Annotated in this window: 20 protein-coding genes; 9 read left to right on the plus strand and 11 right to left on the minus strand. The window is 64.3% G+C overall.

All coding sequences use genetic code 11. From position 1 onward, the window contains the following. Window positions 1-145: 145 nt before the first annotated feature. From AC1Q80_RS16090 to AC1Q80_RS16110, 5 genes are read left to right on the plus strand one after another with little or no spacing between them, the layout of a single operon-like run. Window positions 146-1,597: a M20 family metallopeptidase gene (locus tag AC1Q80_RS16090; RefSeq protein WP_173421474.1), complete on the plus strand. Its 1,452-nt coding sequence runs from the start codon at window positions 146-148 to the stop codon at window positions 1,595-1,597. Further along, window positions 1,594-2,313: an ABC transporter permease gene (locus tag AC1Q80_RS16095; RefSeq protein ID WP_492361096.1), complete on the plus strand. Its 720-nt coding sequence runs from the start codon at window positions 1,594-1,596 to the stop codon at window positions 2,311-2,313. The genes AC1Q80_RS16090 and AC1Q80_RS16095 overlap by 4 nt, the downstream gene beginning before the upstream one ends. Further along, on the plus strand, window positions 2,313-3,038 hold the full coding sequence (locus AC1Q80_RS16100; protein ID WP_209789260.1) for an ABC transporter permease: 726 nt from the start codon (window positions 2,313-2,315) through the stop codon (window positions 3,036-3,038). Before AC1Q80_RS16095 ends, AC1Q80_RS16100 begins: the two co-directional genes overlap by 1 nt. Continuing rightward, entirely contained in the window at window positions 3,035-3,817 is a 783-nt protein-coding gene (locus AC1Q80_RS16105) for an ABC transporter ATP-binding protein (protein WP_173421477.1), read from the plus strand. The genes AC1Q80_RS16100 and AC1Q80_RS16105 overlap by 4 nt, the downstream gene beginning before the upstream one ends. A gap of 38 nt (window positions 3,818-3,855) precedes the next feature. Beyond that, window positions 3,856-4,713, plus strand: a complete 858-nt coding sequence (locus AC1Q80_RS16110) for a transporter substrate-binding domain-containing protein (protein ID WP_173421478.1) — start codon at window positions 3,856-3,858, stop codon at window positions 4,711-4,713. 150 nt (window positions 4,714-4,863) lie between these two features. Here the strand turns inward: AC1Q80_RS16110 and AC1Q80_RS16115 are convergent, their stop codons facing one another. Both AC1Q80_RS16115 and AC1Q80_RS16120 read right to left on the minus strand, forming a co-directional pair. Next, entirely contained in the window at window positions 4,864-5,742 is an 879-nt protein-coding gene (locus AC1Q80_RS16115; protein WP_492361097.1) for an iron-siderophore ABC transporter substrate-binding protein, read from the minus strand. Continuing rightward, window positions 5,736-7,961 (minus strand): TonB-dependent siderophore receptor, encoded by a 2,226-nt coding sequence (locus tag AC1Q80_RS16120; protein WP_492361098.1) that lies wholly within the window; start codon window positions 7,959-7,961, stop codon window positions 5,736-5,738. The genes AC1Q80_RS16115 and AC1Q80_RS16120 overlap by 7 nt, the downstream gene beginning before the upstream one ends. Before the next feature lie 336 nt (window positions 7,962-8,297). Here AC1Q80_RS16120 and AC1Q80_RS16125 point away from each other — a divergent pair, with 336 nt between their 5' ends. The 3 genes from AC1Q80_RS16125 to AC1Q80_RS16135 are packed head-to-tail and all read left to right on the plus strand — an operon-like array spanning window position 8,298 to window position 11,874. Beyond that, window positions 8,298-9,044, plus strand: coding sequence for an AraC family ligand binding domain-containing protein (locus tag AC1Q80_RS16125; RefSeq protein ID WP_492361099.1), 747 nt, complete (start codon window positions 8,298-8,300; stop codon window positions 9,042-9,044). Further along, window positions 9,041-9,904: an ABC transporter ATP-binding protein gene (locus AC1Q80_RS16130; RefSeq protein WP_492361100.1), complete on the plus strand. Its 864-nt coding sequence runs from the start codon at window positions 9,041-9,043 to the stop codon at window positions 9,902-9,904. Before AC1Q80_RS16125 ends, AC1Q80_RS16130 begins: the two co-directional genes overlap by 4 nt. Continuing rightward, on the plus strand, window positions 9,904-11,874 hold the full coding sequence (locus tag AC1Q80_RS16135; RefSeq protein WP_492361101.1) for an iron ABC transporter permease: 1,971 nt from the start codon (window positions 9,904-9,906) through the stop codon (window positions 11,872-11,874). The genes AC1Q80_RS16130 and AC1Q80_RS16135 overlap by 1 nt, the downstream gene beginning before the upstream one ends. A 167-nt stretch (window positions 11,875-12,041) precedes the next feature. On the opposite strand, the gene AC1Q80_RS16140 is transcribed toward AC1Q80_RS16135, so the two are convergent. Next, window positions 12,042-12,272: a hypothetical protein gene (locus AC1Q80_RS16140; RefSeq protein ID WP_209789266.1), complete on the minus strand. Its 231-nt coding sequence runs from the start codon at window positions 12,270-12,272 to the stop codon at window positions 12,042-12,044. Between the two features lie 250 nt (window positions 12,273-12,522). Between AC1Q80_RS16140 and AC1Q80_RS16145 the strand changes: the two genes are divergently transcribed. Then, entirely contained in the window at window positions 12,523-12,888 is a 366-nt protein-coding gene (locus tag AC1Q80_RS16145) for a hypothetical protein (protein ID WP_173421482.1), read from the plus strand. An 88-nt stretch (window positions 12,889-12,976) separates the two neighbouring features. On the opposite strand, the gene lhpI is transcribed toward AC1Q80_RS16145, so the two are convergent. The 8 genes from lhpI to AC1Q80_RS16185 form a co-directional block, all read right to left on the minus strand. Continuing rightward, window positions 12,977-14,680: a cis-3-hydroxy-L-proline dehydratase gene (gene lhpI / locus AC1Q80_RS16150; RefSeq protein WP_492361102.1), complete on the minus strand. Its 1,704-nt coding sequence runs from the start codon at window positions 14,678-14,680 to the stop codon at window positions 12,977-12,979. Further along, window positions 14,677-15,678: a 4-hydroxyproline epimerase gene (locus tag AC1Q80_RS16155; protein WP_025429445.1), complete on the minus strand. Its 1,002-nt coding sequence runs from the start codon at window positions 15,676-15,678 to the stop codon at window positions 14,677-14,679. The genes lhpI and AC1Q80_RS16155 overlap by 4 nt, the downstream gene beginning before the upstream one ends. A gap of 14 nt (window positions 15,679-15,692) precedes the next feature. Beyond that, entirely contained in the window at window positions 15,693-16,943 is a 1,251-nt protein-coding gene (locus AC1Q80_RS16160) for an NAD(P)/FAD-dependent oxidoreductase (RefSeq protein WP_492361103.1), read from the minus strand. Between the two features lie 7 nt (window positions 16,944-16,950). Then, on the minus strand, window positions 16,951-17,673 hold the full coding sequence (locus AC1Q80_RS16165) for an amino acid ABC transporter ATP-binding protein (RefSeq protein WP_173421485.1): 723 nt from the start codon (window positions 17,671-17,673) through the stop codon (window positions 16,951-16,953). Beyond that, window positions 17,666-18,319 (minus strand): amino acid ABC transporter permease, encoded by a 654-nt coding sequence (locus AC1Q80_RS16170; RefSeq protein WP_173421486.1) that lies wholly within the window; start codon window positions 18,317-18,319, stop codon window positions 17,666-17,668. The genes AC1Q80_RS16165 and AC1Q80_RS16170 overlap by 8 nt, the downstream gene beginning before the upstream one ends. A 12-nt stretch (window positions 18,320-18,331) precedes the next feature. Continuing rightward, complete coding sequence (locus tag AC1Q80_RS16175) at window positions 18,332-18,997, minus strand: amino acid ABC transporter permease (protein WP_173422233.1); 666 nt, start codon at window positions 18,995-18,997, stop codon at window positions 18,332-18,334. Between the two features lie 179 nt (window positions 18,998-19,176). Continuing rightward, the gene (locus tag AC1Q80_RS16180) at window positions 19,177-19,983 is read right to left on the minus strand and encodes an ABC transporter substrate-binding protein (protein ID WP_173421487.1); all 807 of its coding nucleotides are present in this window, start codon (window positions 19,981-19,983) and stop codon (window positions 19,177-19,179) included. Window positions 19,984-20,164: 181 nt separating this feature from the next. Beyond that, window positions 20,165-21,682, minus strand: a complete 1,518-nt coding sequence (locus tag AC1Q80_RS16185; RefSeq protein ID WP_209789270.1) for an aldehyde dehydrogenase (NADP(+)) — start codon at window positions 21,680-21,682, stop codon at window positions 20,165-20,167. Window positions 21,683-21,688 lie beyond the last annotated feature (6 nt).

The following is a 21,688-nucleotide window of genomic DNA, read 5'->3' on the forward strand; positions in this document are numbered from 1 at the left end:
GCTCGTTTGGTTCGATCCGCGATCGGTGCGAATTCGGCGTGAGATGGATACCGAAAATATCCATCGCCGCCCATTGCGCAAATTATTTTTGTATCCTAAATTGGCGCCAATTTTGGTAACTATCGCATGTGGGACGCTAAACGCAATGAAGAATACGGAACACGTATGGTCGATCGTCGAGGAAAAGAGCCCGGCCTTCTTCGCGCTCAGCGACCGCGTCTGGGACAGTCCCGAAACCAACTACGAAGAGTTTCAATCCGCCAGCGAGCACGCCCGCCTGCTTGAAGCCGAGGGGTTTCGCGTCGAGCGTAATGTCGCCGGCCTGCCGACTGCGGTGACGGGCGAGGCCGGCGAAGGCGGCCCGGTGATCGCGATCCTCGGCGAGTTCGACGCGCTTCCGGGCCTGAGCCAGGTCGCGGGTCTGGCCGAAGAGCGCCCGGTCGTTCCCGGCGGCAACGGCCACGGCTGCGGCCACAATCTGCTCGGCTCCGGCTCCATGCTTGCGGCTGCCGCGGTCAAGGATTACCTCAAGGCCAATGGTCTGAAAGGGCGCGTGCGCTATTATGGCTGCCCGGCCGAAGAGGGCGGCTCGTCCAAAGGCTTCATGGTGCGGGCCGGCGCCTTCGACGATGTCGACGTCGCCATCTCCTGGCACCCGGCAGCCTTCTCCGGCGTCAACAATCCGATCTCGCTTGCCTGCAACGAGATCAATTTTCATTTCTCCGGTCGCGCCTCCCATGCCTCGGCGACGCCGCACCTCGGTCGCAGCGCGCTGGATGCCGTCGAGCTGATGAATGTCGGCGTCAACTACATGCGCGAGCACATGCCATCGAGCGCCCGGGTGCACTATGCCATCACCGATGCCGGCGGCAACGCACCGAACGTGGTGCAGGCCCGCGCGACGGTGCGTTATCTCATTCGCGCTCGTTCCTTGCCGGACCTGCTCGGCCTGATCGAGCGCGTCAAGAAGATCGCTGAAGGGGCCGCGCTGATGACGGAAACGACCGTGCGCCATGAGGTCATCAGCGGGGATGCCAATCTTGTCGGCAACGGTCCGCTCGAGGCGCGGCTCCACACCTGTCTCGAGCATCTCGGGCCTGCCGCCTTCGATGCCGCCGACCTGGAGACGGCGCGAAAGTTCCAGGCCACCTATACGCCTGACGATATTTCCGCATCCTACGCCCGCTTCGGCCTGTCGCCGCGCAAGGGGCAGCCACTGTGCGACATGATCTATCCGCTTTATGGCGGCGACGGCAGCATCGTCGGCTCCACTGACGTCGGCACCGTGAGTTGGGTCGTCCCAACGGTGCAGATGCGTGGCGCGACCTATGCGATCGGCACGCCGGGCCATTCCTGGCAGCTGGTCGCCCAAGGAAAACTGCCGGCGGCCCACAAGGGCATGGCCCATGCGGCGAAAGCCATGGCGAGCCTTGCCATCGACCTGATGTCGGATCCCGAACTGGTGGCCGCCGCCAAGGCGGACCATCGCAGCCGGCTCGACGGAACGCCCTTCGTCAATCCGATCCCTGATGATGTCGATCCGCCTCTTCCTGTGCGCGAGGCAAGCTTCGCCGAAAAGGGAGCGCAGGCATTGTGACCCAACCCGGTATCCTCGAACTCCTCAGTTTTGGCCCCGACGGCTGGGGAAACATCCTGCTTGCCGGCGCGATGATGACGATCCTGATCGCACTGTCGGGTTACGCGACCGGTGCTGTCATCGGCGTCCTCGGCGCCTGGGCGAAAGTGAGGGGCGGGCCGGTCACGCGTCTGGTCGCAGATGTCTACACGACGGTGCTGCGCGGCATTCCGGATCTGCTGGTCATCTATCTGCTCTATTTCGGCGGTTCCGCCGCAATCTCCGCGGTTGGGCATCTGTTCGGTGCCGAAGGCTTCATCAGCTTTCCGGGCTTCCTTGCCGGCATGCTTGCGGTCGGGATTACCTCCGGCGCACAGCATACGGAGGTTTTTCGTGGCGCGTTCAGGGCAGTGCAACCCGGAGAGATCGAGGCGGCGATTGCCTGCGGCATGCCGCGGTGGCTGCGCTTCCGGCGCATCGTCGCGCCGCTCACCCTCAGGCACGCGCTGCCCGGTCTCGGCAATGTCTGGCAGGTCGTGCTCAAGGAGAGCGCGCTGGTCTCGATTACCGGCGTCGCGGAACTGCTCCGCCAGTCCCAGGTTGCCGCGGGCTCCACCGGCCTGCCCTTCGATTTCTACCTGATCGCCGGCGGCATCTATCTGGCGATCTCGACGGTATCGAGTGCCGTCCTGCACCGGGCCGAGCATCATTTCAGCCGCGGCGTGAGGAGAAGCTGATGGACTGGACCTTCCTTCAGGAGACCTTCGTCAGTCTCATTTCTGCCGTCCCGCTGACATTGCTGCTGGCGGTCAACGCGATCGCGTTCGGCGCGGTCCTGGCGGTCGGCATCGCCGTTGCCCGTTTTTCAGTCTTCGCGCCGCTGCGCTGGTTGGCGCAGGCCTATGTCTTCGTTTTCCGCGGCACGCCGCTGCTCGTCCAGCTCTTCATCATCTACTACGGCCTCAGCCAGTTTCCGGCCATTCGCCATAGTCCGCTCTGGCCGATCCTCAGGGAGCCCTACTGGTGTGCAGTGCTGGCGCTTGCGCTCAACACCGCCGCCTATGCCAGCGAGATCGTCCGCGGCGGTCTGCTTTCGGTTCCCTTCGGACAAATCGAAGCGGCCAGGGCATGCGGCATGTCACGTTTCATGATCTTCCGGCGCATCACGCTGCCCCTCGGCGTCAGGCAGGCGCTGCCCGGCTACGGCAACGAGATGATCTCGATGGTCAAGGCGACGTCGCTGGCATCGATCATCACGCTCATGGAAGTGACGGGCGTTGCGGCGCGCATCATCTCCGAGAGCTACCGCGCGATCGAAGTCTTCGTCGTCGCCGGCGCCATCTATCTCACCATCAACTTTCTGCTCACCCGCCTGGTGCAGCTCGTCGAGTTCCGGCTGAGCCCACACCTCAGGCAGCCGGTCGCGGTGTTGCCCGCCATCATCGAAGGAGAAGCGCATTGAGTTCGCCCGCGTCGTCCGTTGCGCCCGTCGCCATCAGCGTTCGGGACATCCACAAGAGTTTCGGCCCGATCGAAGTCCTGAAGGGCATTTCGCTCGACGCGCGCGAAGGTGAGGTCGTCTCCATTCTCGGCTCGTCCGGCTCGGGCAAGTCGACCCTGCTTCGCTGCATCAACATGCTCGAAACGCCCGATCGTGGCGCGGTCACGGTTGCAGGCGAGACCATCGAGATGCTTGCTGCCGGCAACGGCAAGAGCCGCCCGCGGGATCGCGCCCAGGTGGATCGCATCCGCTCGCGCCTCGGCATGGTGTTCCAGAGCTTCAATCTCTGGTCCCACAAGACGGTGCTGGAAAACGTCATCGAGGCCCCGATCCACGTGCAGAAGCGCCCGCGCGCCGAATGCATCGAGGAGGCTGAAGCGCTTCTTGCCAAGGTCGGGATCGCAGCCAAGCGCAATCACTACCCGGCGCATCTTTCCGGCGGCCAGCAGCAGCGGGCGGCGATCGCCCGGGCGCTCGCCATGCGTCCGGCGGTGATGCTGTTCGACGAGCCGACATCGGCACTCGATCCCGAACTCGTCGGTGAGGTGCTGCGCGTGATGCGCGCGCTCGCCGAAGAGGGGCGCACGATGCTGGTCGTCACCCACGAGATGGGCTTTGCGCGCGATGTCTCGAGCCGGGTCATCTTTCTTCACCAGGGTCAGATCGAGGAAGACGGTCGACCAGACGAGGTATTTGGCAACGCCAAATCCGAACGCTTCCGGCGGTTCATCAAGGCGTGAACCGGCGGCCTTAACCACTCAAAAAAGGGGAACTACCAATGAACTACACGAAATCGGCAATGAAGGCATTGTGCATCGCGACGATGATGTTTTCGGCCACCGGCGTGCATGCGGAAAACAAGACGTGGACGCGCGTGTCGATCGCAACCGAAGGCGGGTTCAAGCCTTACAACTTCACAAAGCCCGACGGCACGCTCGACGGCTATGAGATCGAGCTCAGCAAATATCTCTGCGCCCATATGAAGGTGGAATGCGAGATCAACGTCCAGAACTTCGACGGCATGATCCCGGCGCTGAACGCCGGCAAGTTCGACGCGATCATTTCCGGCATGTCGGCGACCGCGAAGCGCGAACAGGTCATCGACTTCAGCGACTCCTACGGTTCGACGGGCCAGGCATTTGCTACCTCGAAGTCGGGCCCGCTCGCGGCGCTGCCTGAAAAGGGCGTCGTGTTTTCGCTCGCATCGAACGAGGCAGGCGCTGTCGCCGAGATCGAGAAGCTGAAGCCGTTGCTCGAAGGCAAGACGATCGGCGTCCAGATCGCCTCGACCGGTGCCGCCTTCGTCGACAAGTATCTGAAGGGCGTGGTCGAGGTGCGCGAGTACAAGACCACCGAAGAACACGACCTTGATCTGGCTGCCGGCCGCGTCGATCTGGTCATGGCCTCGATGGCCTATCTGACGACCGCTTCCGAAAAGCCCGGAAACGAGGACATGACCACGACCGGCCCCCGCTTCCAGGGCGGCTTTCTCGGTCGTGGCAGTTCGGTTGGCCTGCGCAAGACCGATCCGGAACTGAAGGCACTGTTCAACGCGGCGATCGCAGCCGCCAAGGCGGATGGAACGATCAAGACGCTTTCAGAAAAGTGGTTCGGCTTCGACGTCACGCCGCGATAGGTTAAGCATCTCGATCAGACACAGCTGATTGCTTTTTCACCGGACGCCGTCGCGCACGATCGCGGCGGCGTCCGACTTGCCTGACGGGCGAAAAACTGAGCCTTCGCCCCTGATCTGCCAAGCGTATAGACCCGGCCGGACCCGCGTCGATCAGGCCTGCATTTTCGCAATCGCATTGGTCGCCAGTCCGAGCAGCGACGCGGGACCGCCGAATGGCCAGCTTGGCAGGCCCACGGGAACCATGCCTCCCGACGCGACCACCGGAAGCATCGGCCACAGCGCGCTATTTTCCAATTCTACCGGCGCTTCGTCGGCAAGCAGGATAAGTTTGGATTTTCCATCGAGCGCAGCGAGGCCCTCGAGCCCGATGGTGCTGAACCCGAACGGTTCGGCCGGCAGATCGAGGGCCGCGGCAAAGCCGGCCCGGACGAACATCTGCATCACCGCCGAGTTCGATGTGAAAATGCGCAGGCGCGGCACGCCCGGCAGCGGTTGGGCGATCAGCACTGGCTGGCCGCCAAGCTTGCTATCGGTGATATTGGCCGCGATGTCGGCAAGCTTCCTGTCGAAATCCGCAAGCAGCCCGTTGGCCGCTTCGCTGCGGCCGAGCGCTTCGCCTGCAGCTTTGGTCGCGGTGTAGACTGCGGCCAGCAGGTTACCGTCTTGCGGCTGGTCATCGAGGAGCCGCGTCGGGGCGATTTCCGAAAGCTGCTGTTCGAGCACGCGGTGCCGCAGGGCGGAAGACAGAATGAGGTCCGGCCGAAGACGGTTCAGAGCCTCCATGCTCGGTTGCTGGCGCCCGCCGACATCAATCGCATCGACAAGCCCGTCGTTTTCGATCGACACCCAGCGGCGATAGCCGTCGAGATCGGCCACGCCGACGGGACGTTCGCCGAGCAGCAGGGCGATCTCGGTTGGCAGCCATTCGAGCGTGACGAGCCTGCGCGGCTCGCCGGCATGAAGGCGCGGTGCGGCCAGAAGCGACAGGGCGCCGAAAACGAAACCCCGTCGTGTCTGACTGATTACCATTTGATGCTCGCGGTGGCGACGACGGACCGGCCCTGGCCGTAGTAGCACTGAGTGGTGGTGTTGCAGCCGGCGACATAGGTCTTGTCGCCGAGGTTGTAGCCGTTGAGCTGCAGGCGATAGCGATCGTGTTCGTAGCGAACGAAAGCATCGACGAGCGTGTACCCGGGGACGAAGAACGAATTGGCGGTGTCGCCTGCAGTCTTGCCGATGTGTCGCACGCCGCCGCCGATCACCAGTTCGCCTTCCCAGGCGTCCGGCAAGGGCATGTCATAGCTTACGAACAGCGACTGCTGCTGCTTGGGAACGGTATAGGGCATCTTTCCGACCTGCGCTGGGGTCCGGCTCTCCGTGACCTCAGGGTCCTGGAAGCTGGCGGCGGCCGTCAGGTTGAGGCCGTCCCAGAGGCTGGCATTGGCCTCGATCTCGACGCCGCGCACCCGGACTTCATCGGTTTGATAATAGACGGTGGCGATACGGTTGACCACATTCTGCTGCGTCGCCTCGAAGGCCGACAGCGTCACGTCGAAGTCTGCTTCGTCAGGCGCGTACTTGACGCCCACTTCCTTGAGCGTGCCGGTCGTCGGCTTCAGCGGCGTATTGGCCAGCGTCAGCACCGGCAGGAACGAGGTCGAATAGAGCGCGTAGGGCACGACGCCGTTGTCGAAGACATAGGCCGCGCCGACGCGGCCTGTAAACTGGCTCGGATCCTGTGTGTATGGCGTCGTCACGCCGGTTGCCAGCGCCTTGGACTGAGAGCTGATGTTGACGAAATCCTGGCGCCCGCCGGCGGTGAGGCGCAGTCCGCCCAGCTCGATCTGGTCCTGGACATAAATGCCGACCTGTCGCTGGATCTGGTCGAGGCGGGTCGTAAGCGCCGCGGGCGTGAACGGCTGGTCGTAGGTCGGATCGAACAGATCCTGAGTCGGGCCGACCTTGGAGCCGGTGTTGTTGATCAGGCGCTGCCATTGAAAGTCGACGCCGGCCAGCATCGTGTGCTGCATCGGGCCGGTATCGAATTTGTACTCGAGGTTGGTGTCGAGCGCATAGGCGTCGAGCACCGGCTGCGCATTGTAGACGGTGCGCGTGATGGTCCGCTCATCGGGGAGCAGGCCGCTGGTAAACAGGTTCTGATAGTTTGCGTCGAGACGGGAGTAGCGGAAGTTCTGTCGCAGCGTCAGGTCGTCGCTGAGCGCCTGTTCCAGGCGATAGCCGACATAGGCCGTTTCCTTCTCATAGGTGTCATAGCGCGGGTCGCCATCGGTGAAGTTCCGTGGGATCGCCATTCCCAGGCTATTGGGCAGGACGCTGCCGCGCGCCGGGATGATCGCGCCGGCCTGACCGGCGTCGTCCTTCATGTAGGCGCCGTAGACGGTGAGGCTCGTGTCCTCGTCCGGCGTCCAGGAGATCGTCGGGCTGATGGCGAAGCGGTCGTTCTTGCCGAGCTTGATGCCCGTTTCGCTGTCACGGTAGATGCCCATAAGGCGATAGGCGAGATCGCCGTCCTTGCCGAGCGGGCCGGTGAGGTCGAAGCCGGTTTCCTTCTGGCTGAAGCTGCCGTAGCGCGCGTAGACTTCGCCGCTTGCTTCGTCGGACGGGTCCTTGCTGATCATGTTGACGACGCCGCCGACATTGGTCTGGCCGAACAGCGCCGAGCTCGGGCCGCGAAGGACTTCGACGCGGTTGAGGAAATATGGCTCGACGCGGAAGCCGGCATAGCCGCCTGTCTGGTTGGCGATCTGCGGGATGCGCAGGCCGTCGAGATAAAGATCGGCCGGGAAGCCGCGCACGGTGAAGTAGTCGGAGCGCGTGTCGTTGCCGTAGCGCTGGCCGTTGACGTTGGCGCTATAGACCAGGCTGTCGGCGACCGACTGCACGGCACGGTCCGTCATGCTGGCCCGCGTGATAACCGATATGGATTGCGGCGTCTCGGCGACCGGTGTCGGCGTCTTGGTGGCCGATGCGCTGTCCTTGGCAACATAGCCTTCGCCGGGCGAGCGCGAGGTCTCCGTCGAGGCGCGGCTGCCGTCGACCGTGATCGTCTCCAGCTTTGTCGCCGGCTGGCCATCTTGCGCATGGGCGAGTGGCATCTGCGCCAGAATTGCGAAACCGGCAACACTGGAAATCAGCAGGCCATGGGTCTTCGAGCGGGCTTTTTGCGCGGAACGCATCGGCAGGTCGCCGTTGGAGGAGCGCGCGGAACTCGAATGCCTGTGTACCATTGCCAATTTTCCTGACCTTGCATGTCCAGAGCGGCGGACCCGCCTGCGGGTCGGTGCCTGTCGTCTTCTTGCGGGTCTGTCGAACCGCTTTCGGCGACTAACTAGACTTTTGTAGTCAACATTGTCAGGTCAAAAACGATCGCGATCGGGCCAATATATGGCCCGATGAAGTGCGAAGTAATTGAATAAGGGAAATGGGCCAAATATCGCTTTGAAAATACCCGGTGCCGTGTCTATTGCTCACCGAAATATGGGCCGGAAGAGCAATCCCGCCGGGCACGAGCGAGAGGCGCAACGCAAGGTCGCGCTCAGCGGATAGCAATTGATGAGGATGAAGTGAAGCGCCCGCAGCAAGCCATCGATCTTCAGACGGTTCCGCGGCCCGTTGCGGCGATGACACGTCTCTACGAGACGAGTGTCGATTTCGGCTGGCACAGCCACCGGCGCGGGCAATTGCTGCAGAGTGTCGAAGGCTTCATGACGGCGCGAACGCTGGATGCATCGTTCATCGTGCCGAGCGGGCATGGCCTGCTGATCGCACCGAACCTGCCGCATGCGGTGACAAGTCATGGCCGGGTAAGGATGCAGTCGCTTTACATCGAGCCGGTGACCGATCCGGTGCTCGGCTGGGAGCCCGTTCGGGTCATTCCCACCTCGCCGTTGCTGTCGGCGACCGTTTCTGCCCTGCTTGAAGAGCCCGTGCTCTATGACGAGGATGGTCGGGGCGGGCATCTCGTCGCCTTGATCCTGCAGGAAATCACACGCGCCAAGGAAGGTCCCTTCGCCCTGCCGATGCCGCAGGACAAGCGGTTGCAGAAACTCTGCATGGATCTCTCCGACAGGCCGTCCATCGATCTCGATATCGACAGCTGGTCCGACATGCTGGGCATGAGCCGGCGCACGATGACCCGCAAGTTCAGGACGCAGACCGGCATGAGCTTTGCCGAGTGGCGGCGGCGTCTGCGCATCGCCCATGTCATGCGGCGTCGTGCCGAAGGCGCACGGCTGGAGGAGGCGGCTGTGGACGTCGGATATCGCTCCGTTTCGGCCCTGCGCAATGCACTGCGCGAGGTGCTGTCGTGACCGTCGCGGCGATGGCGGTGGACACCGCTGAGACAAGGCGTGCCGCAATCATCGAGGCGACGGATGTCAGCGTTGTCTTCAATGGCGTGGCTGCCGTCGATCGGGCCTCCGTGGCAATTCATCCCGGCCGGATCACTGCGATCTGTGGTGCCAACGGCTCGGGCAAGAGCACGCTGCTGAAGTGCCTTTCAGGCATCGAGGCGCCGACCGGCGGCGATATCCGGCTCGCCGGTCAAGCCCTTGGCGGCCTCAGCCGCCGCGACATCGCAAGACAGGTTGCCGTGCTCGGGCAAAACCCCGAAACGCCGGCGGGATTGAACGTCGAGGAACTGGTTGAGCAAGGGCGATACCCGCATCGGCCGTGGCTGACGCGGCTGAGGGCCAATGACAGGGACGCGATCGAGCGGGCAATCGCCGCCGTCGATCTCGCGGACATGCGCAAGCGCCAGCTCGCCTCGCTGTCCGGCGGCGAACGCCAGCGTGCCTGGGTGGCGATGGCGCTCGCCCAGGAGCCGCAGATCCTGTTTCTCGACGAGCCCACGAGCTTCCTCGACGTGCGCCATCAGGCAGAGCTTTTGACGCTGCTGCGCCGGCTCAACCGCGAGGATAGGCTGACGATCATCGCGGTGCTGCATGATCTCAATCAGGTGATCGAATTTGCCGACGACGTCATCCTGATGAAAAAGGGGCAGGTGCTTTCGACGGGTGCGCCGGCCGATATTTTTACGCCGCAGAGCCTCAGCCATGCCTTCGGCTGCAAGGTCGATGTGGTCGCGCATCCGCATACAGGTCGACCCTTCTGCCTGATCGACTGGGTCGGCGACGATCGCGGTCGCGATCGCGTTGGAGACGATCGCTAGTGCGTTCGGCATCGTTGCATGCGTCGACCGCAGTTTCACTGAGGCTGATGTTCGGGTTGGGGCTGGTCCTGCTGATCGGCCTTGCGCTCCTGGCGCTGAAACAGGGCGGCAGCCTCGTCGCCTGGGGCGATATTGTCGCGGCCCCCTCGCGCCCGGAGACGCTGGCCCAAGCCATCATCGAGACCATTCGCGCGCCCCGGCTTTCGGCTGCGATCCTGGTCGGCATCTGTCTCGCTGTCGCCGGCGCAGTGATGCAGACCGTGCTGCGCAATCCGCTTGCGGCACCTGATATTCTGGCGGTGACGACGGGCGCGCAGCTTGCGCTGGTCATCGTCACGCTGCTTCTGCCGTTCTATGTGCCGAGCCTTGCGGCGACCGTTTTCGGCGGCGTTTTCGGCGGGCTCGCCTGCCTGACGCTGGGTGGTGGCCTCCGTGCGCCGCCGGTTCGTCTGGCGCTTGCCGGCATCGCGGTTTCGCTGTCGTTTGCGGCGATTTCGTCGGCCATCGTGCTGATGGCCGACGATAGGGCCTCCGGCATCGTCCTCTGGTCGGCCGGCATCCTCGACCAGACAGGCTGGACGAAGATCGCAACCATCGGGCCGGCCGTCTTCGCGGGGCTGTTCGTGGTCAGCTTGATGGCGCCGTCTCTCGATTTGCTGGGGCTCGGCGAGGATTCGGCCAGGGGCCTTGGCGTGACCCGGGCGGTGACGTTGCTTGCCCTTAGTGCCAGCGTGGTTCTGGCCGGATCGGCCGTGACGCTCGGCGGTCCCATCGGTTTTGTCGGACTTGCCGTTCCCAATCTGCTCCGTGGCATCGGCATCACCCGGCATCGCCATGTCATTCCCCTTTCGGCAATCTGGGGCGCGGTGGCTGTTCTGATTGCCGACGTCACGGCACAGTGGCTGAGCGCCGAAGGCTCGTCGATCCCGACCGGCGCGATCGTTGCCTGCCTTGGAGCCCCGGCAATGCTGGTCCTGCTCAGATTTGCCAGGATCGGCCAGGAACAGCGGCCGCGGGCGCTTTCGATATCCTCTCGGCTGCCGGCCAGCCTCCTCCTTGCTGTTCTGCTGGTCGCATCGGCGGTTGCCGTCGCGTCGGCACTCGCCGTCGGCGACGGCGTCGCCAGGACCGTGTCGGAGCTGGTGGCCGTTTTCGATTTGCGGGCGCCGCGCCTTCTGGTCGCCATGGGCGCCGGCATGCTTCTGGCTGGCGCCGGCGTCTTCCTTCAGGCGGCCACCCGCAATCCCCTGTGCGGGCCGGAGACCCTGGGTCTGGCACAGGGGGCGGCCCTTTTCAGTCTTGTGGCGCTTCTCGGCGGGTTGCTGCCGGGCTCGCCGGGCTTCCAGCTGGTGGCGGCTGCGGGTTCCTTTGCCGCCATGTTCTGCCTCTTTGCCTTCGGCGTTCACCGGACACCGGAAAGGCTGGTGCTATACGGCATTGCCCTTGCGGCGAGCCTCGGCGCCTGCGGCACCATCGTCGTCGTCGAGGCGCGGCTGCAGACCACGCAGGCCTTGTCGTGGCTGGCAGGGTCCACGCATGCCCGCGGCATGGACGACGCGGTAGCCCTCCTACCCTGGCTCCTGCTTCTGCTCGTTGCAGCCGTGTCGTTCTGCTCGCGGCTCGATGTGCTGGTCCTCGGTGATGACACGGCACGGTCGCTGGGGCTCTCGACCAGCAGAACCCGTCTTGCTGCGGCCGCGTGCGCCGCCGCCTTCGTCGCCGGCGCGGTGTCGTCCGTCGGCGCTATCGGCTTCGTCGGTCTGCTCGCGCCGCATGCCGGAAGGCTTCTCGCCGGTCCGAAACATGCGCGCCTTCTGCCTGTTTCGCTGGTCCTCGGCGGTGTTCTCGTCGTCGTCGCCGATATGGTGGGACGCAGTGTCATTGCGCCACGCGAGTTGCCGGCAGGCATCGTGACCGCATTGGTCGGGGCGCCGGTGTTCTCTCTGCTGCTGCACCGTCGTCGTTCCTGAAGAGGATAGGCCAGGCAGGCGGCGATAACCTTCGGCGTTGCTCACGCCTTCGCCCCGAAGCCTTTTCGAAGACCGGTCAGGATGTCGGTCCATGGGGAGCCTCGGTTGACGTGCGCAGGCGGATCAACGTGAAAACCCTCTGCCCGCTGCGCCTTCAGCCGCTGCTCTTAATTGCGGAATATGCCCTTGTAGTAGGCTCCGTTCCTCGGCGGAGGGTGGTTGACGACCACGGCAGGACGCTTGTTTTTCGCAGGCGCGGCGGACGGCTTTCCCGATGCCTCGGCATTGCGTGAGCGGTCCTGTGATCCGCCCTGGGCTGCGGCGGGGTTCGCGACGCCGGTGCCGATCGTAAAGGCCAGCACTGCAATGACCGACAGTCCGCGGAGCATTCTGCGCATTGTTCCATCCCCCTGTTGCTGCGTCACGGTAAATGATCGCATGAGCCTGCGTCGATGCTGTGACGCTTGCAGCGCGCTGCCCAGTCTCCAGGATGGTGCCAACATGCCCACCAACCCGATCCTCGCCTGGAAGAGCTGCGCTTTGCAACCCAGCAGGCGGGTGCGGCGAGCCATATTCTATTCTGGATCGGCTGAATGCGCGCCGATCAAGTGTTAAGATCGCGGCTCCAAGGCGACGAGGGCGAGTGACATGCTGAGCGCGGACCGCAGTGACCGAGGGCCATTCTGGACACGACCCATTCCAGTGGGGCAGGCGGAGCTCAATCCGTCCGTTCTCGATGAGATTGACGCAAATGGGGGGCGGACCGGATTTCGCGGCTACGTCCTGCAGATCTTCGAGGCGCTGGATGCGCCGCCTTCGGGGGTTCTCGAAATCGCGTTCAATCGGAAGCAGCGTCGCGCCTGCGGCATTTACGAAAGCGAAGCATCGGGCCCCGCCGCCCGAAAGGATCATGTCGTCCTGATGACCGATCCTGTCTGGTTTGCCGCCTCGACCCCGCAGGAGGCCGCAAACGTCCTGTTTCAGACGCTGGTCGACCGCGCGCCTGATCTTTAAGCGCACCCGAACCCGCCGCAAGTGTTGCGGCGGCGAGGCGGAAACGCATTCAGGTCAAGATGCCCAGCCGGCATCCTGTCGGCGGACGTTATCGATCCGCGGGGGAAAGCCAGTCCGGCATCCGCGCCGACACGCGGCCCGTCAGCGCCGCTGTCACGCAATCGGCAAGGTTGCCAAGGCGAACAGCACGGCCGGATAGGCCGGGGCCGTAATGGGCATATTTACCGGAATTGGTCATCAGCGCCCGGGTCTGCGTCGGGAACACCGGTTCCGAAATCGAGCACCAACAGAGGTCGGGCAGGACCTGAACGCCGCTTGCCTCGAGGGCGGCCAGCACGCCTTCGGTGCGGGCAGCGGCAATCACGTCGCGGCCGGCGGTGACGATGACGGCAACATGCTTGTGCCGCGGACGACCGCCGAGGGCCGTGGCGAGTGCCCGACATTCGGCAAGCGACGCATGGGGACTGCCGATCGCGACGAGGTCCACATCCTCCGGCCCACTGTTCAGCACCGTCCAGGCGGCCGCCATCTCGGCGCGCGTGATCGTTACGGTATCGGCGTCGTCTGCCGCGGCGCCTTCGGCCTCGGGTGTGACGCCTTCGATATGCAGCATTGGCGAAGCGGACGTCGTCCCGAAGGCGGCACAGAGTGCCTTCAGGTCGTCGGGCGAAGGTTTCGCAGCGGCAAGGCCGCGCAAAAGCGGAATACGATCCGGCGCGGCGCGCCCGGCGAGATAGCCGATCAGCGGCCAGAAGGCGTCATCCACGGTTTCCGGCAGATCCACGTCGATGACGCGGCTCGCCTTGCGGTGTTCATCGAGATAGACGCCGGAGAGCGGTGCGCGGCCGGTCAGCGCGATGCACAGGTCGAGGAAATCAGGGTGTTTTGCCGTGCGAGCGCCGAGCACGGTATTGGCGTAGATGACGGCGTTCGATTCCGCCCAGGCGATCGCTTCGCCGGCCTCAGGCGCGCTGTCGAGCAGATAAGGCGAACAGGTAAAGGTCGGGCGGCAGCCCATGCGGACATAGGCGTCGGCAAGACGGGCGGCCGGGTCGCCGAAGGACGAGGGCACACCCTGCGCCTGCCAGTTGGCCCGGTCGACCGAGATGGCGTTCATCGTCGTCGGCAGCCGGACTTGCGCGCCCATGTCAGCCATTTTCTCGGCGAAGGTCAGGTTGGCGGGGCTGGCATAGATGCAGCCGTCGATATGCCCCTGGGTGACGCTGACAAGGCGGGTGGCGCCCTGTTGCGCCGCCATGGCGCAGATGATGCGCATGGCTGCCTCAACCGCCACGCCGTCGCGGCCGTCAAGCATGGCTCGATCAGCGTCATCAAGGTCGAGCCTTGCGGTCGCAGGCGGTGCAATCTCGATCGTCAGCCCCTCGGCCTCGATCGCCTTTTCGGTGATGCGCGCAGACTTTGCCTTGGCGAGTGCTGCGAACGCATCGCGTGAGAGGCGCAGGACGGGCAGCCGCTTGTCGAACATCTCGGCGGCTATCAGCGCGCCCAGCGTCAGCACGTCCTCTGCCTCGGAAAAGACGAGCGCTGCCGGAGCGCGGCCGGTCAGCGCCAGATCGAGCAGCACGCCGGAGCCGGTGCAGGAGCCCCGGCTCGACGGCATCATCAGGATACTGCCGGTCAGACAGAGCCCGTGCAGCGGGTGGTGAACATCGATCACCGCTCCGGTCGCCGGATCGACGCCCCCCCAGAAGCTCAACGCTTCCGGTGCGGCAACGACGGGTCCCTCGGCGGTGCCGCCAAGGATGCTGTGAGCGGAGATCGAATTTGTCATTTGACGACGAAGCCGTGTGCGAAGGGGTCGCGATCGTCGATGAAGATCGTGTTGATGCCGGTCATGCGCGCCCATCCGGCGATGGAGGGGATGATCGCATCGCGGTCGGCGACCTTGGTCGCCGCCTCGACCCGACCCTTGAACAGCGATCCGATAATCGATTCATGCACGAATTCATCGCCGACCTTCAGCTTGCCCTTGGCGGCCAGCTGCGCCATGCGCGCGGAGGTGCCAGTGCCGCAGGGCGAGCGGTCGATCGCCTTTTCGCCGTAGAACACGGCGTTGCGGGCGTGCGCTTCGGCCTGCGTCGGCTTGCCCGTCCACTGGATGTGGCTGAGCCCCTTGATCTCCGGATGCTCGGGATGGACGAACTCGTACTTGGCGTTCAGGGCGGCGCGCAGTTTTGGGCTCCAGCCGATCAGTTCGCCGGCCGTGTGGTCGGCCATGTCGCGGAAGTTTTTCTGCGGCTCGACGATGGCGTAGAAGTTGCCGCCATAGGCGACGTCGACGACGATCTCACCAAGGCCCTCGACCTCGGCCGTCAGGCCTTCGGCGTAGAGGAAGCCGGGCACGTTGGTCAGGCGCACTTCCTCGACGAAGCGGCCCTCCTGGCGGTAGCTGATGTCGACCTTGCCGGCAGGCGCGTCGATCGACAGCTTGCCGGGCTCGCGCGGCGTGATTAGCCCGTTCTCGATCGCCATGGTGATCGTGCCGATGGTGCCGTGGCCGCACATCGGCAGGCAGCCGGAGGTCTCGATGAACAAAACGGCGACATCGCAATCGGGGCGTGTCGGCGGGTAGAGGATCGAGCCGGACATCATGTCATGGCCGCGCGGCTCGAACATCAGGCCGGTGCGGATCCAGTCGAATTCCCGCAGGAAATGGGCGCGCTTTTCCAGCATGTTGGCGCCCTCGAGACGAGGGCCGCCGCCGGAAACGAGGCGGACGGGATTGCCACAGGTGTGCCCGTCGATGCAGGAGAAGGTGTAGGTGGCCATGGTCGAAACCTCTGTCAGAACCGTTGCGGCGAGAAGGGGGCGATGTCAATCGTCGGGGACTGGTTGGTCAGGAGATCCGCGACCAGCCGGGCGGTGCCCGCCGATTGGGTCAGGCCGAGATGGCCGTGACCGAAAGCATAGACGACCCGCGCCGTCGCGCGGGCGCGGCCGATGGCCGGAAGGCTGTCGGGCAGCGACGGGCGGAAACCCATCCACTGCACGCCGCCCGTGGGCTTGAGGCCTGGCAGGAAGGTTTGGGCCTTCTTGAGCATGGCCTCGGACCGGCGATAATTCGGCGGCAGCGTCAAGCCGCCGAGTTCCACCGCACCGCCGACACGGATGCCGGTCGAGAGGCGGGTGACGACGAAGCCATGGCCGCCGAAGGTGACCTGCGTGCGCAGGTCGAAGGCATCTGCCGGCAGCGTGGTGTTGTAGCCGCGCTCGGTTTCGAGCGGGATGCTCTCGCCCAGGGATTTGGCGATCCGGTGGGAGAAGGCGCCGGCTGCAAGCACGACCTGCGCTGCCCGCCGCGTGTTGCCGTTCGTCGTGCGGACTTCGACACCGTCGTCGATCGTCGCAAGGGCCGTAACCTCGGCGCGCTCGATGGCGCCGCCTCTGGAGCGGAAATGCTCCGCGAGCGCCAGCGTATAGAGCTTGGGGTCGGCGATCGAGTACCATCCCGGCGTAAACGTGCCATGGGTGAAGCGGGGTGCGAGACCCGGCTGGATCCCGGCCATCTCGGCGGCACCCATATGGCGGAACTCGATGCCGTGCTTAGACCGCGCGTCCCATCCGGGCTGCGAAGCCTTGAGCTCGGCGTCGCTTTCATAGACCTGAAGATTGCCTTCCTTGCGCAGCATCGGCAGCGTGCCGGTGGCGGCAAGGAACGGTTCCAGCTCCGCCTTGGACAGATCCATCATCGCCGTCTGGGCGGCGGTCGAATGGGCCACCCGCTTCGGCGAGCACGCCCGCCAGAAGCGGAACATCCACGGCGCTATCTGCGCGGCGTAGGCGGGCGGGACACTCAGCGGCCCCAGCGGGTCGAGCAACCACTTCGGCGCCTTTTTCAAAATGCCGGGCGAGGCGAGCGGCAGGATGTCGGTGAAGGCAAAGGCTCCGGCATTACCAGCCGAAGCCCCGGCCGCGGGGCCCTCCCGGTCGAGCACGGTGACCGAAAGCCCCCGCGCCTGGGCCGCAATTGCGGCGGAAAGGCCGACAACGCCGGCGCCGATGACGATGACGTCAGGCTGAGCTGCATCCTTCATGATCGGCTCAGTGTGTCGCAGCCAGGAACTTTTGCAGTTCTGGATCCTTCGGTGCACCGAACAGCGCCTCCGGCGGGGCGATCTCGGCCATCACGCCCTTGTGGAAGAAGGCCACCCGGTCGGACACTTCGCGGGCGAACTTCATTTCGTGCGTGACGCAGATCATCGTCATGCCCTCGGAGGCGAGCATGCGCAGCGTGTCGAGCACTTCGCCGACGAGCTGCGGGTCGAGCGCCGAGGTCACTTCGTCGAACAGCATGTATTCCGGCGACATGGCAAGGGCGCGGGCAATCGCCATGCGCTGCTGCTGGCCACCGGACATACGGTTCGGGTAGACCTGGAGCTTCTCACCGAGGCCGACATGGGTCAGCTGCTTGACGGCCATTTCCTCTGCCGCCTGCTTGGACTGGCCGAGCACCTTGCGCGGGGCGAGCATGACGTTTTCAAGCACGGTCAGGTGCGGAAATGCGTTCCATTGCTGGAAAACGATGCCGATCTTGCTGCGCAGCTTGTTGAGATCCGTGCTCTTGGCATGAACTTCGGTGCCGTCGACCTTGATCCGACCGGCATCGATCGGCTCGAGGCCGTTGATGCAGGTGAGCAGGGTCGATTTTCCGGAGCCCGAACCGCCGATGACGGTGACGACTTCACCCTTCTGGACGGTAAGGTCGATGCCTTTCAGAACTTCCAGCGTGCCGAAGGATTTGCGGACGTTTTCAATCTCAATCATTGGGGGACCACCGTTTTTCGAGATACCCACCAAGCCGGGCGATGGGGAAGCTGATGAGGAAGTAGATTGCACCGCAGATCAGAAGAATGAACAGCGGTTCCTGCAGGCGAGTGACGAGGATCTGCGAGGCGCGCAGAAGCTCGATCAGACCGAGCCAGAGCACGAGCGCGGAGTCCTTCATGACGCCGAGCGTGAGGCCGATCCAGGAGGGCAGCGAGACCCGGGTGGCAAGCGGCGCCACGATGTAGCGCATGTCCTGCCACCAGGTCATGCCGAGCGAGCGCGCGGCGCGGCGCGTGGTCGGCGGCACCGACGTAATGCCGCCGCGCACGATCTCCGTGCAATAGGCGGCGGTGTAGAGCGACAGCACCACGCAGGAGGTGGTGAACGGAGCCCAGCCCAACTTCGCGATGGACTGGAAAGCATTGGCGAGCACCAGCTGGATCAACAGCGGCACGGAGCGAAACACGTCGAGCACGAAGGTCAGCGGCATGGACCAGTAGGGTCCGGCCTGAACGCGGATCACCCCGAAGAGGATGCCGAGCAGCGTGCCGGCGGTGACCGAGACGGCGGTGACGGCGAGGGTCATCGCCGCACCCTGTGCCAGAAAGGCGAGATCACTCCAGGTGAGGGCGGTATTAAACATCTCTCACCTCTCTCAGTAGCGGAACATGCGCGAGGCAATTGCTCGGGCAGCGAGGGTAACGGCCTTGGCGATGATGTAGTAGATCACCGCAGCCAGCGCGAAGAATTCGAAGGTGCGGAACGACCGTGCGTTCAGCTCCTGCGTGACACCGGCAAGATCGGTGTTCATGCCGACGGTCACGCCGAGCGAAGTCATCAGGATTGCCCAGACCATCTGGTTGGTGGTCGGCAGGAACGCGATGCGCAGCATCTGCGGCAGCACGATGTAGCGGAAGGCCTGTATCGCCGACATGCCAAGCGAACGGCCGGCTCTGGTCTGGGTGTCCGGTATCGCCTTCAGGGCGCCGCGGAAGTTTTCGGCCAGATAGCCCGCATTGTTGAAGGCGATGCCGACCAGGAGGGCCGTGTAGGGGCTCAGATGGATGCCGAAATTGCCGAGGCCGAAATGGGCCATGTAAATCTGGAAGAGCGCGGGCGTGTTGCGCGCGATCTCGATCCAGGTGGTGGCAAAGCCGCTGAGGACGCGGTTGCCGGACAGGCGGAACCCCGTCAGCGCGAGTGCGCAGATCACGCCGATCAGCATCGACAGCAGCGCGATCTGCAGCGTGACCAGCGCGCCGTCAAGCATTTGCGGCAATGCTTTCAGCGCCTGGTTCCAATGGAAGGTGTAATTGAACATCGCCGTCTCACCTTTTCGAAAATGGGCGATACCAATATGCGCTGACATTGGCCGATCAATCCGGAGTGCCCGGCCTCTCGGGTGGGCCGCCTTGCGGCCCCACGCAATCAGTCAATATCAACGCATCTTGGTATGACGGCGCGAGGTGTTTGCCTCGCGCCGCCAGAGAAACGGACAGATTAGCGGTATACGCCGTTCACCGCCAGCGAAGGCAGCTCGCCGCCGACCCACTTTTCGTAGAGTTCGGCATAGCGGCCGGTGCGGACCTGCTGGTTGATGAAGAGGTTAAGATAGTTGATGAGGCCGTATTCTTCGCGGTTGGTGAAGAGAGCGACGTAGTCGGTGTCGAACGGCGCCTTGCCGACGACTGCGATGCCCGGGAACTTGCCGGTCTTCACATTGGCCTGCGCAACGGTCGAGGTCGACACGGTTGCATCGATCTGGCCCTGGCTGAGAGCGAGGAAGACGTCGGCCTGGGTCTGGTAAGGACGGAATTCGCCCGCACCCCATTCCTTGACCTGCTTTTCGAGAGCGATGGCTTCGAAGGTGCCGGCGGTGGCGCCGACAACCTTGCCCTTCATGTCTTCGAAGGACTTGATGCCGGTCTTTTCATTGGCGGTGACGGCCATTTCGAAGGCGAAGTAGGGGATGGTCATGCCAACAGTCTTGGCGCGCTCGAGCGTGTCGGAGGTCGACGCGACACCGACGTCGACGCGTCCGGACATCAGCGCGGGAATGCGCTCGGGGAAGGGAGTTTCAACGATCTCGGCGGTGACGCCAAGCGCCTTTGCCAGGTCGTTGCAATAGTCGACGTCGAAGCCGATCGGGTTGTTGTTCTCGTCGCGAGAACCCATCGGCGGGAAGTCAAGAACCACTGCGCAACGCAGCGTACCCGAGCCGATGATGTCATCCAGCTTGTCGGCATGGGCCGGGCTGGTCAGAGCAGTGGCGGCAACGAGGCCGAAGGCTAGGACCGAGGTCTTCATTTTTCTCTCTCCCTGAATTGGTGTGCCGTTTGACGGCGACCGCAATATTCCGCTTTGGAGAGCGTAAATCAACCTAAAAATACAAACAGTATACAAAAAGTATATGATCCTAACGCCGGCCGCGTGCGGGGATCCCATTTATTTCGTCAAACGGGATCCCAACGCAGCGATCGGTCGCGTGTCAGTTGCCGAAGTCTTCGGGCAGCAAGGCCTCCGGCATGTTCTGGTAGGCGACGGGACGCAGGAACCGACGGATCGACATGGTCCCGACGCTGGTTGCCCCAAAGTTCGTCGAGGCCGGATAAGGCCCACCGTGCACCATGGAATCTACCACTTCGACCCCGGTCGGAAAACCGTTGACCAGGAGGCGGCCAGCTTTCCGCTCAAGAATGGGGCGCAGGCGCAGGGCTGGCTGCGTGTCGCCCGCATCCATGTGCACGGTGACCGTCAGCTGTCCCTGGAGCCCGCGCGCGAGCTGCTCCATCTCGTCTTCAGAATTCACGCGGACGACGAGGCCGAGCGGACCGAAGACTTCCTCGCCGAGCGCGTGGTCGGCCAGAAACTGCGCGCCGGTGGTCTCGAACAGATTGGGCGATGCGGTGCGGTCTGCCGAGTTGGTCACCAGCAGCGGCTTGACGCTGTTGCGGGTGGTGAACCGCTCCTGCCCGTCGCGATAGGCCTTGGCGATCCCGTCGGTCAGCATGGTCTGCGCCGCCACCTTGCCGAGTGCTTCGGTCGCCGCCGCCGTGAAGCGGTCGGCGTCGGAGCCTTCGATCACCACCGCAATGCCCGGATTGGTGCAGAACTGGCCTGCGCCCATCGTCAGCGAGCCTGCCCAGCCTTGGCCAAGCGACTCGGCACGGGCCTTCAACGCTTGCGGCAACAGGAACATCGGGTTGACCGAGCCGAGTTCGCCGAAGAACGGGATCGGCTCCGGCCGTGCGGCGCAGAGATTGAAGAGCGCACGGCCACCGGCGAGCGAGCCGGTGAAGCCGACGGCCTTGATCAACGGATGCTGCACCAGTGCTTCGCCGACCTGTCGGTTGCCGCCCTGGATCAGCGAGAAGACGCCCGGATGGACGCCGGTCTTGCGGATGGCGGCTTCGACAGCCTCGGCGACGATCTCACCGGTGCCGGGATGGGCCGAGTGGCCCTTGACGACGACGGGGCAACCGGCGGCAAGCGCTGCGGCAGTATCGCCGCCGGCGGTCGAAAACGCGAGCGGGAAGTTGGAGGCGCCGAAGACGGCAACCGGGCCGATCGGCCGCTGGATCAGCCGGATTTCGGGGCGGGGCGCCGGCTGGCGCTCGGGAAGGGCGGCGTCGAAACGACGGTCAAGGTAGGCGCCCGCCTCGATATGGTCGGCAAACAGCCGCAGCTGACCGGTGGTGCGGCCGCGTTCACCCTGCAGGCGCGCTTCCGGAAGGCCGGTTTCCTGGCTGCCGATTTCGGTGATCGCCTCGGCGCGGGCCTCGATCTCGTCGGCGATGGCGCGCAGGAAGGCGGCGCGCTCGGCCCGCGAAGAATTGCCGTAGGTCCAGAACGCTTCCTCGGCAGCTTCGCATGCACGGTTGACCAGCTCCACGGTGCCGACGGCGAAATCATGCGACGGGCCATGGGCCGGTGACGAGGCGAAGGTGCCTGCGCCGTCAAGCCACTCGCCGGCGACGAGATGTTTTCCTTTGGGGGTGAAGACCATCTGCGG

This window comes from Ensifer sp. GW823-FHT05D09 (assembly GCF_058795755.1).

Coding starts and splice junctions, on each gene's coding strand:
- AC1Q80_RS16090 (WP_173421474.1), top strand. CDS start 146: ATGAAGAATACGGAACACGTATGGTCGATCGTCGAGGAAAAGAGCCCG.
- AC1Q80_RS16100 (WP_209789260.1), top strand. CDS start 2,313: ATGGACTGGACCTTCCTTCAGGAGACCTTCGTCAGTCTCATTTCTGCC.
- AC1Q80_RS16110 (WP_173421478.1), top strand. CDS start 3,856: ATGAACTACACGAAATCGGCAATGAAGGCATTGTGCATCGCGACGATG.
- AC1Q80_RS16115 (WP_492361097.1), bottom strand. CDS start 5,742: ATGGTAATCAGTCAGACACGACGGGGTTTCGTTTTCGGCGCCCTGTCG.
- AC1Q80_RS16120 (WP_492361098.1), bottom strand. CDS start 7,961: ATGGTACACAGGCATTCGAGTTCCGCGCGCTCCTCCAACGGCGACCTG.
- AC1Q80_RS16140 (WP_209789266.1), bottom strand. CDS start 12,272: ATGCGCAGAATGCTCCGCGGACTGTCGGTCATTGCAGTGCTGGCCTTT.
- AC1Q80_RS16145 (WP_173421482.1), top strand. CDS start 12,523: ATGCTGAGCGCGGACCGCAGTGACCGAGGGCCATTCTGGACACGACCC.
- lhpI (WP_492361102.1), bottom strand. CDS start 14,680: ATGACAAATTCGATCTCCGCTCACAGCATCCTTGGCGGCACCGCCGAG.
- AC1Q80_RS16155 (WP_025429445.1), bottom strand. CDS start 15,678: ATGGCCACCTACACCTTCTCCTGCATCGACGGGCACACCTGTGGCAAT.
- AC1Q80_RS16160 (WP_492361103.1), bottom strand. CDS start 16,943: ATGAAGGATGCAGCTCAGCCTGACGTCATCGTCATCGGCGCCGGCGTT.
- AC1Q80_RS16165 (WP_173421485.1), bottom strand. CDS start 17,673: ATGATTGAGATTGAAAACGTCCGCAAATCCTTCGGCACGCTGGAAGTT.
- AC1Q80_RS16170 (WP_173421486.1), bottom strand. CDS start 18,319: ATGTTTAATACCGCCCTCACCTGGAGTGATCTCGCCTTTCTGGCACAG.
- AC1Q80_RS16175 (WP_173422233.1), bottom strand. CDS start 18,997: ATGTTCAATTACACCTTCCATTGGAACCAGGCGCTGAAAGCATTGCCG.
- AC1Q80_RS16180 (WP_173421487.1), bottom strand. CDS start 19,983: ATGAAGACCTCGGTCCTAGCCTTCGGCCTCGTTGCCGCCACTGCTCTG.
- AC1Q80_RS16185 (WP_209789270.1), bottom strand. CDS start 21,682: ATGGTCTTCACCCCCAAAGGAAAACATCTCGTCGCCGGCGAGTGGCTT.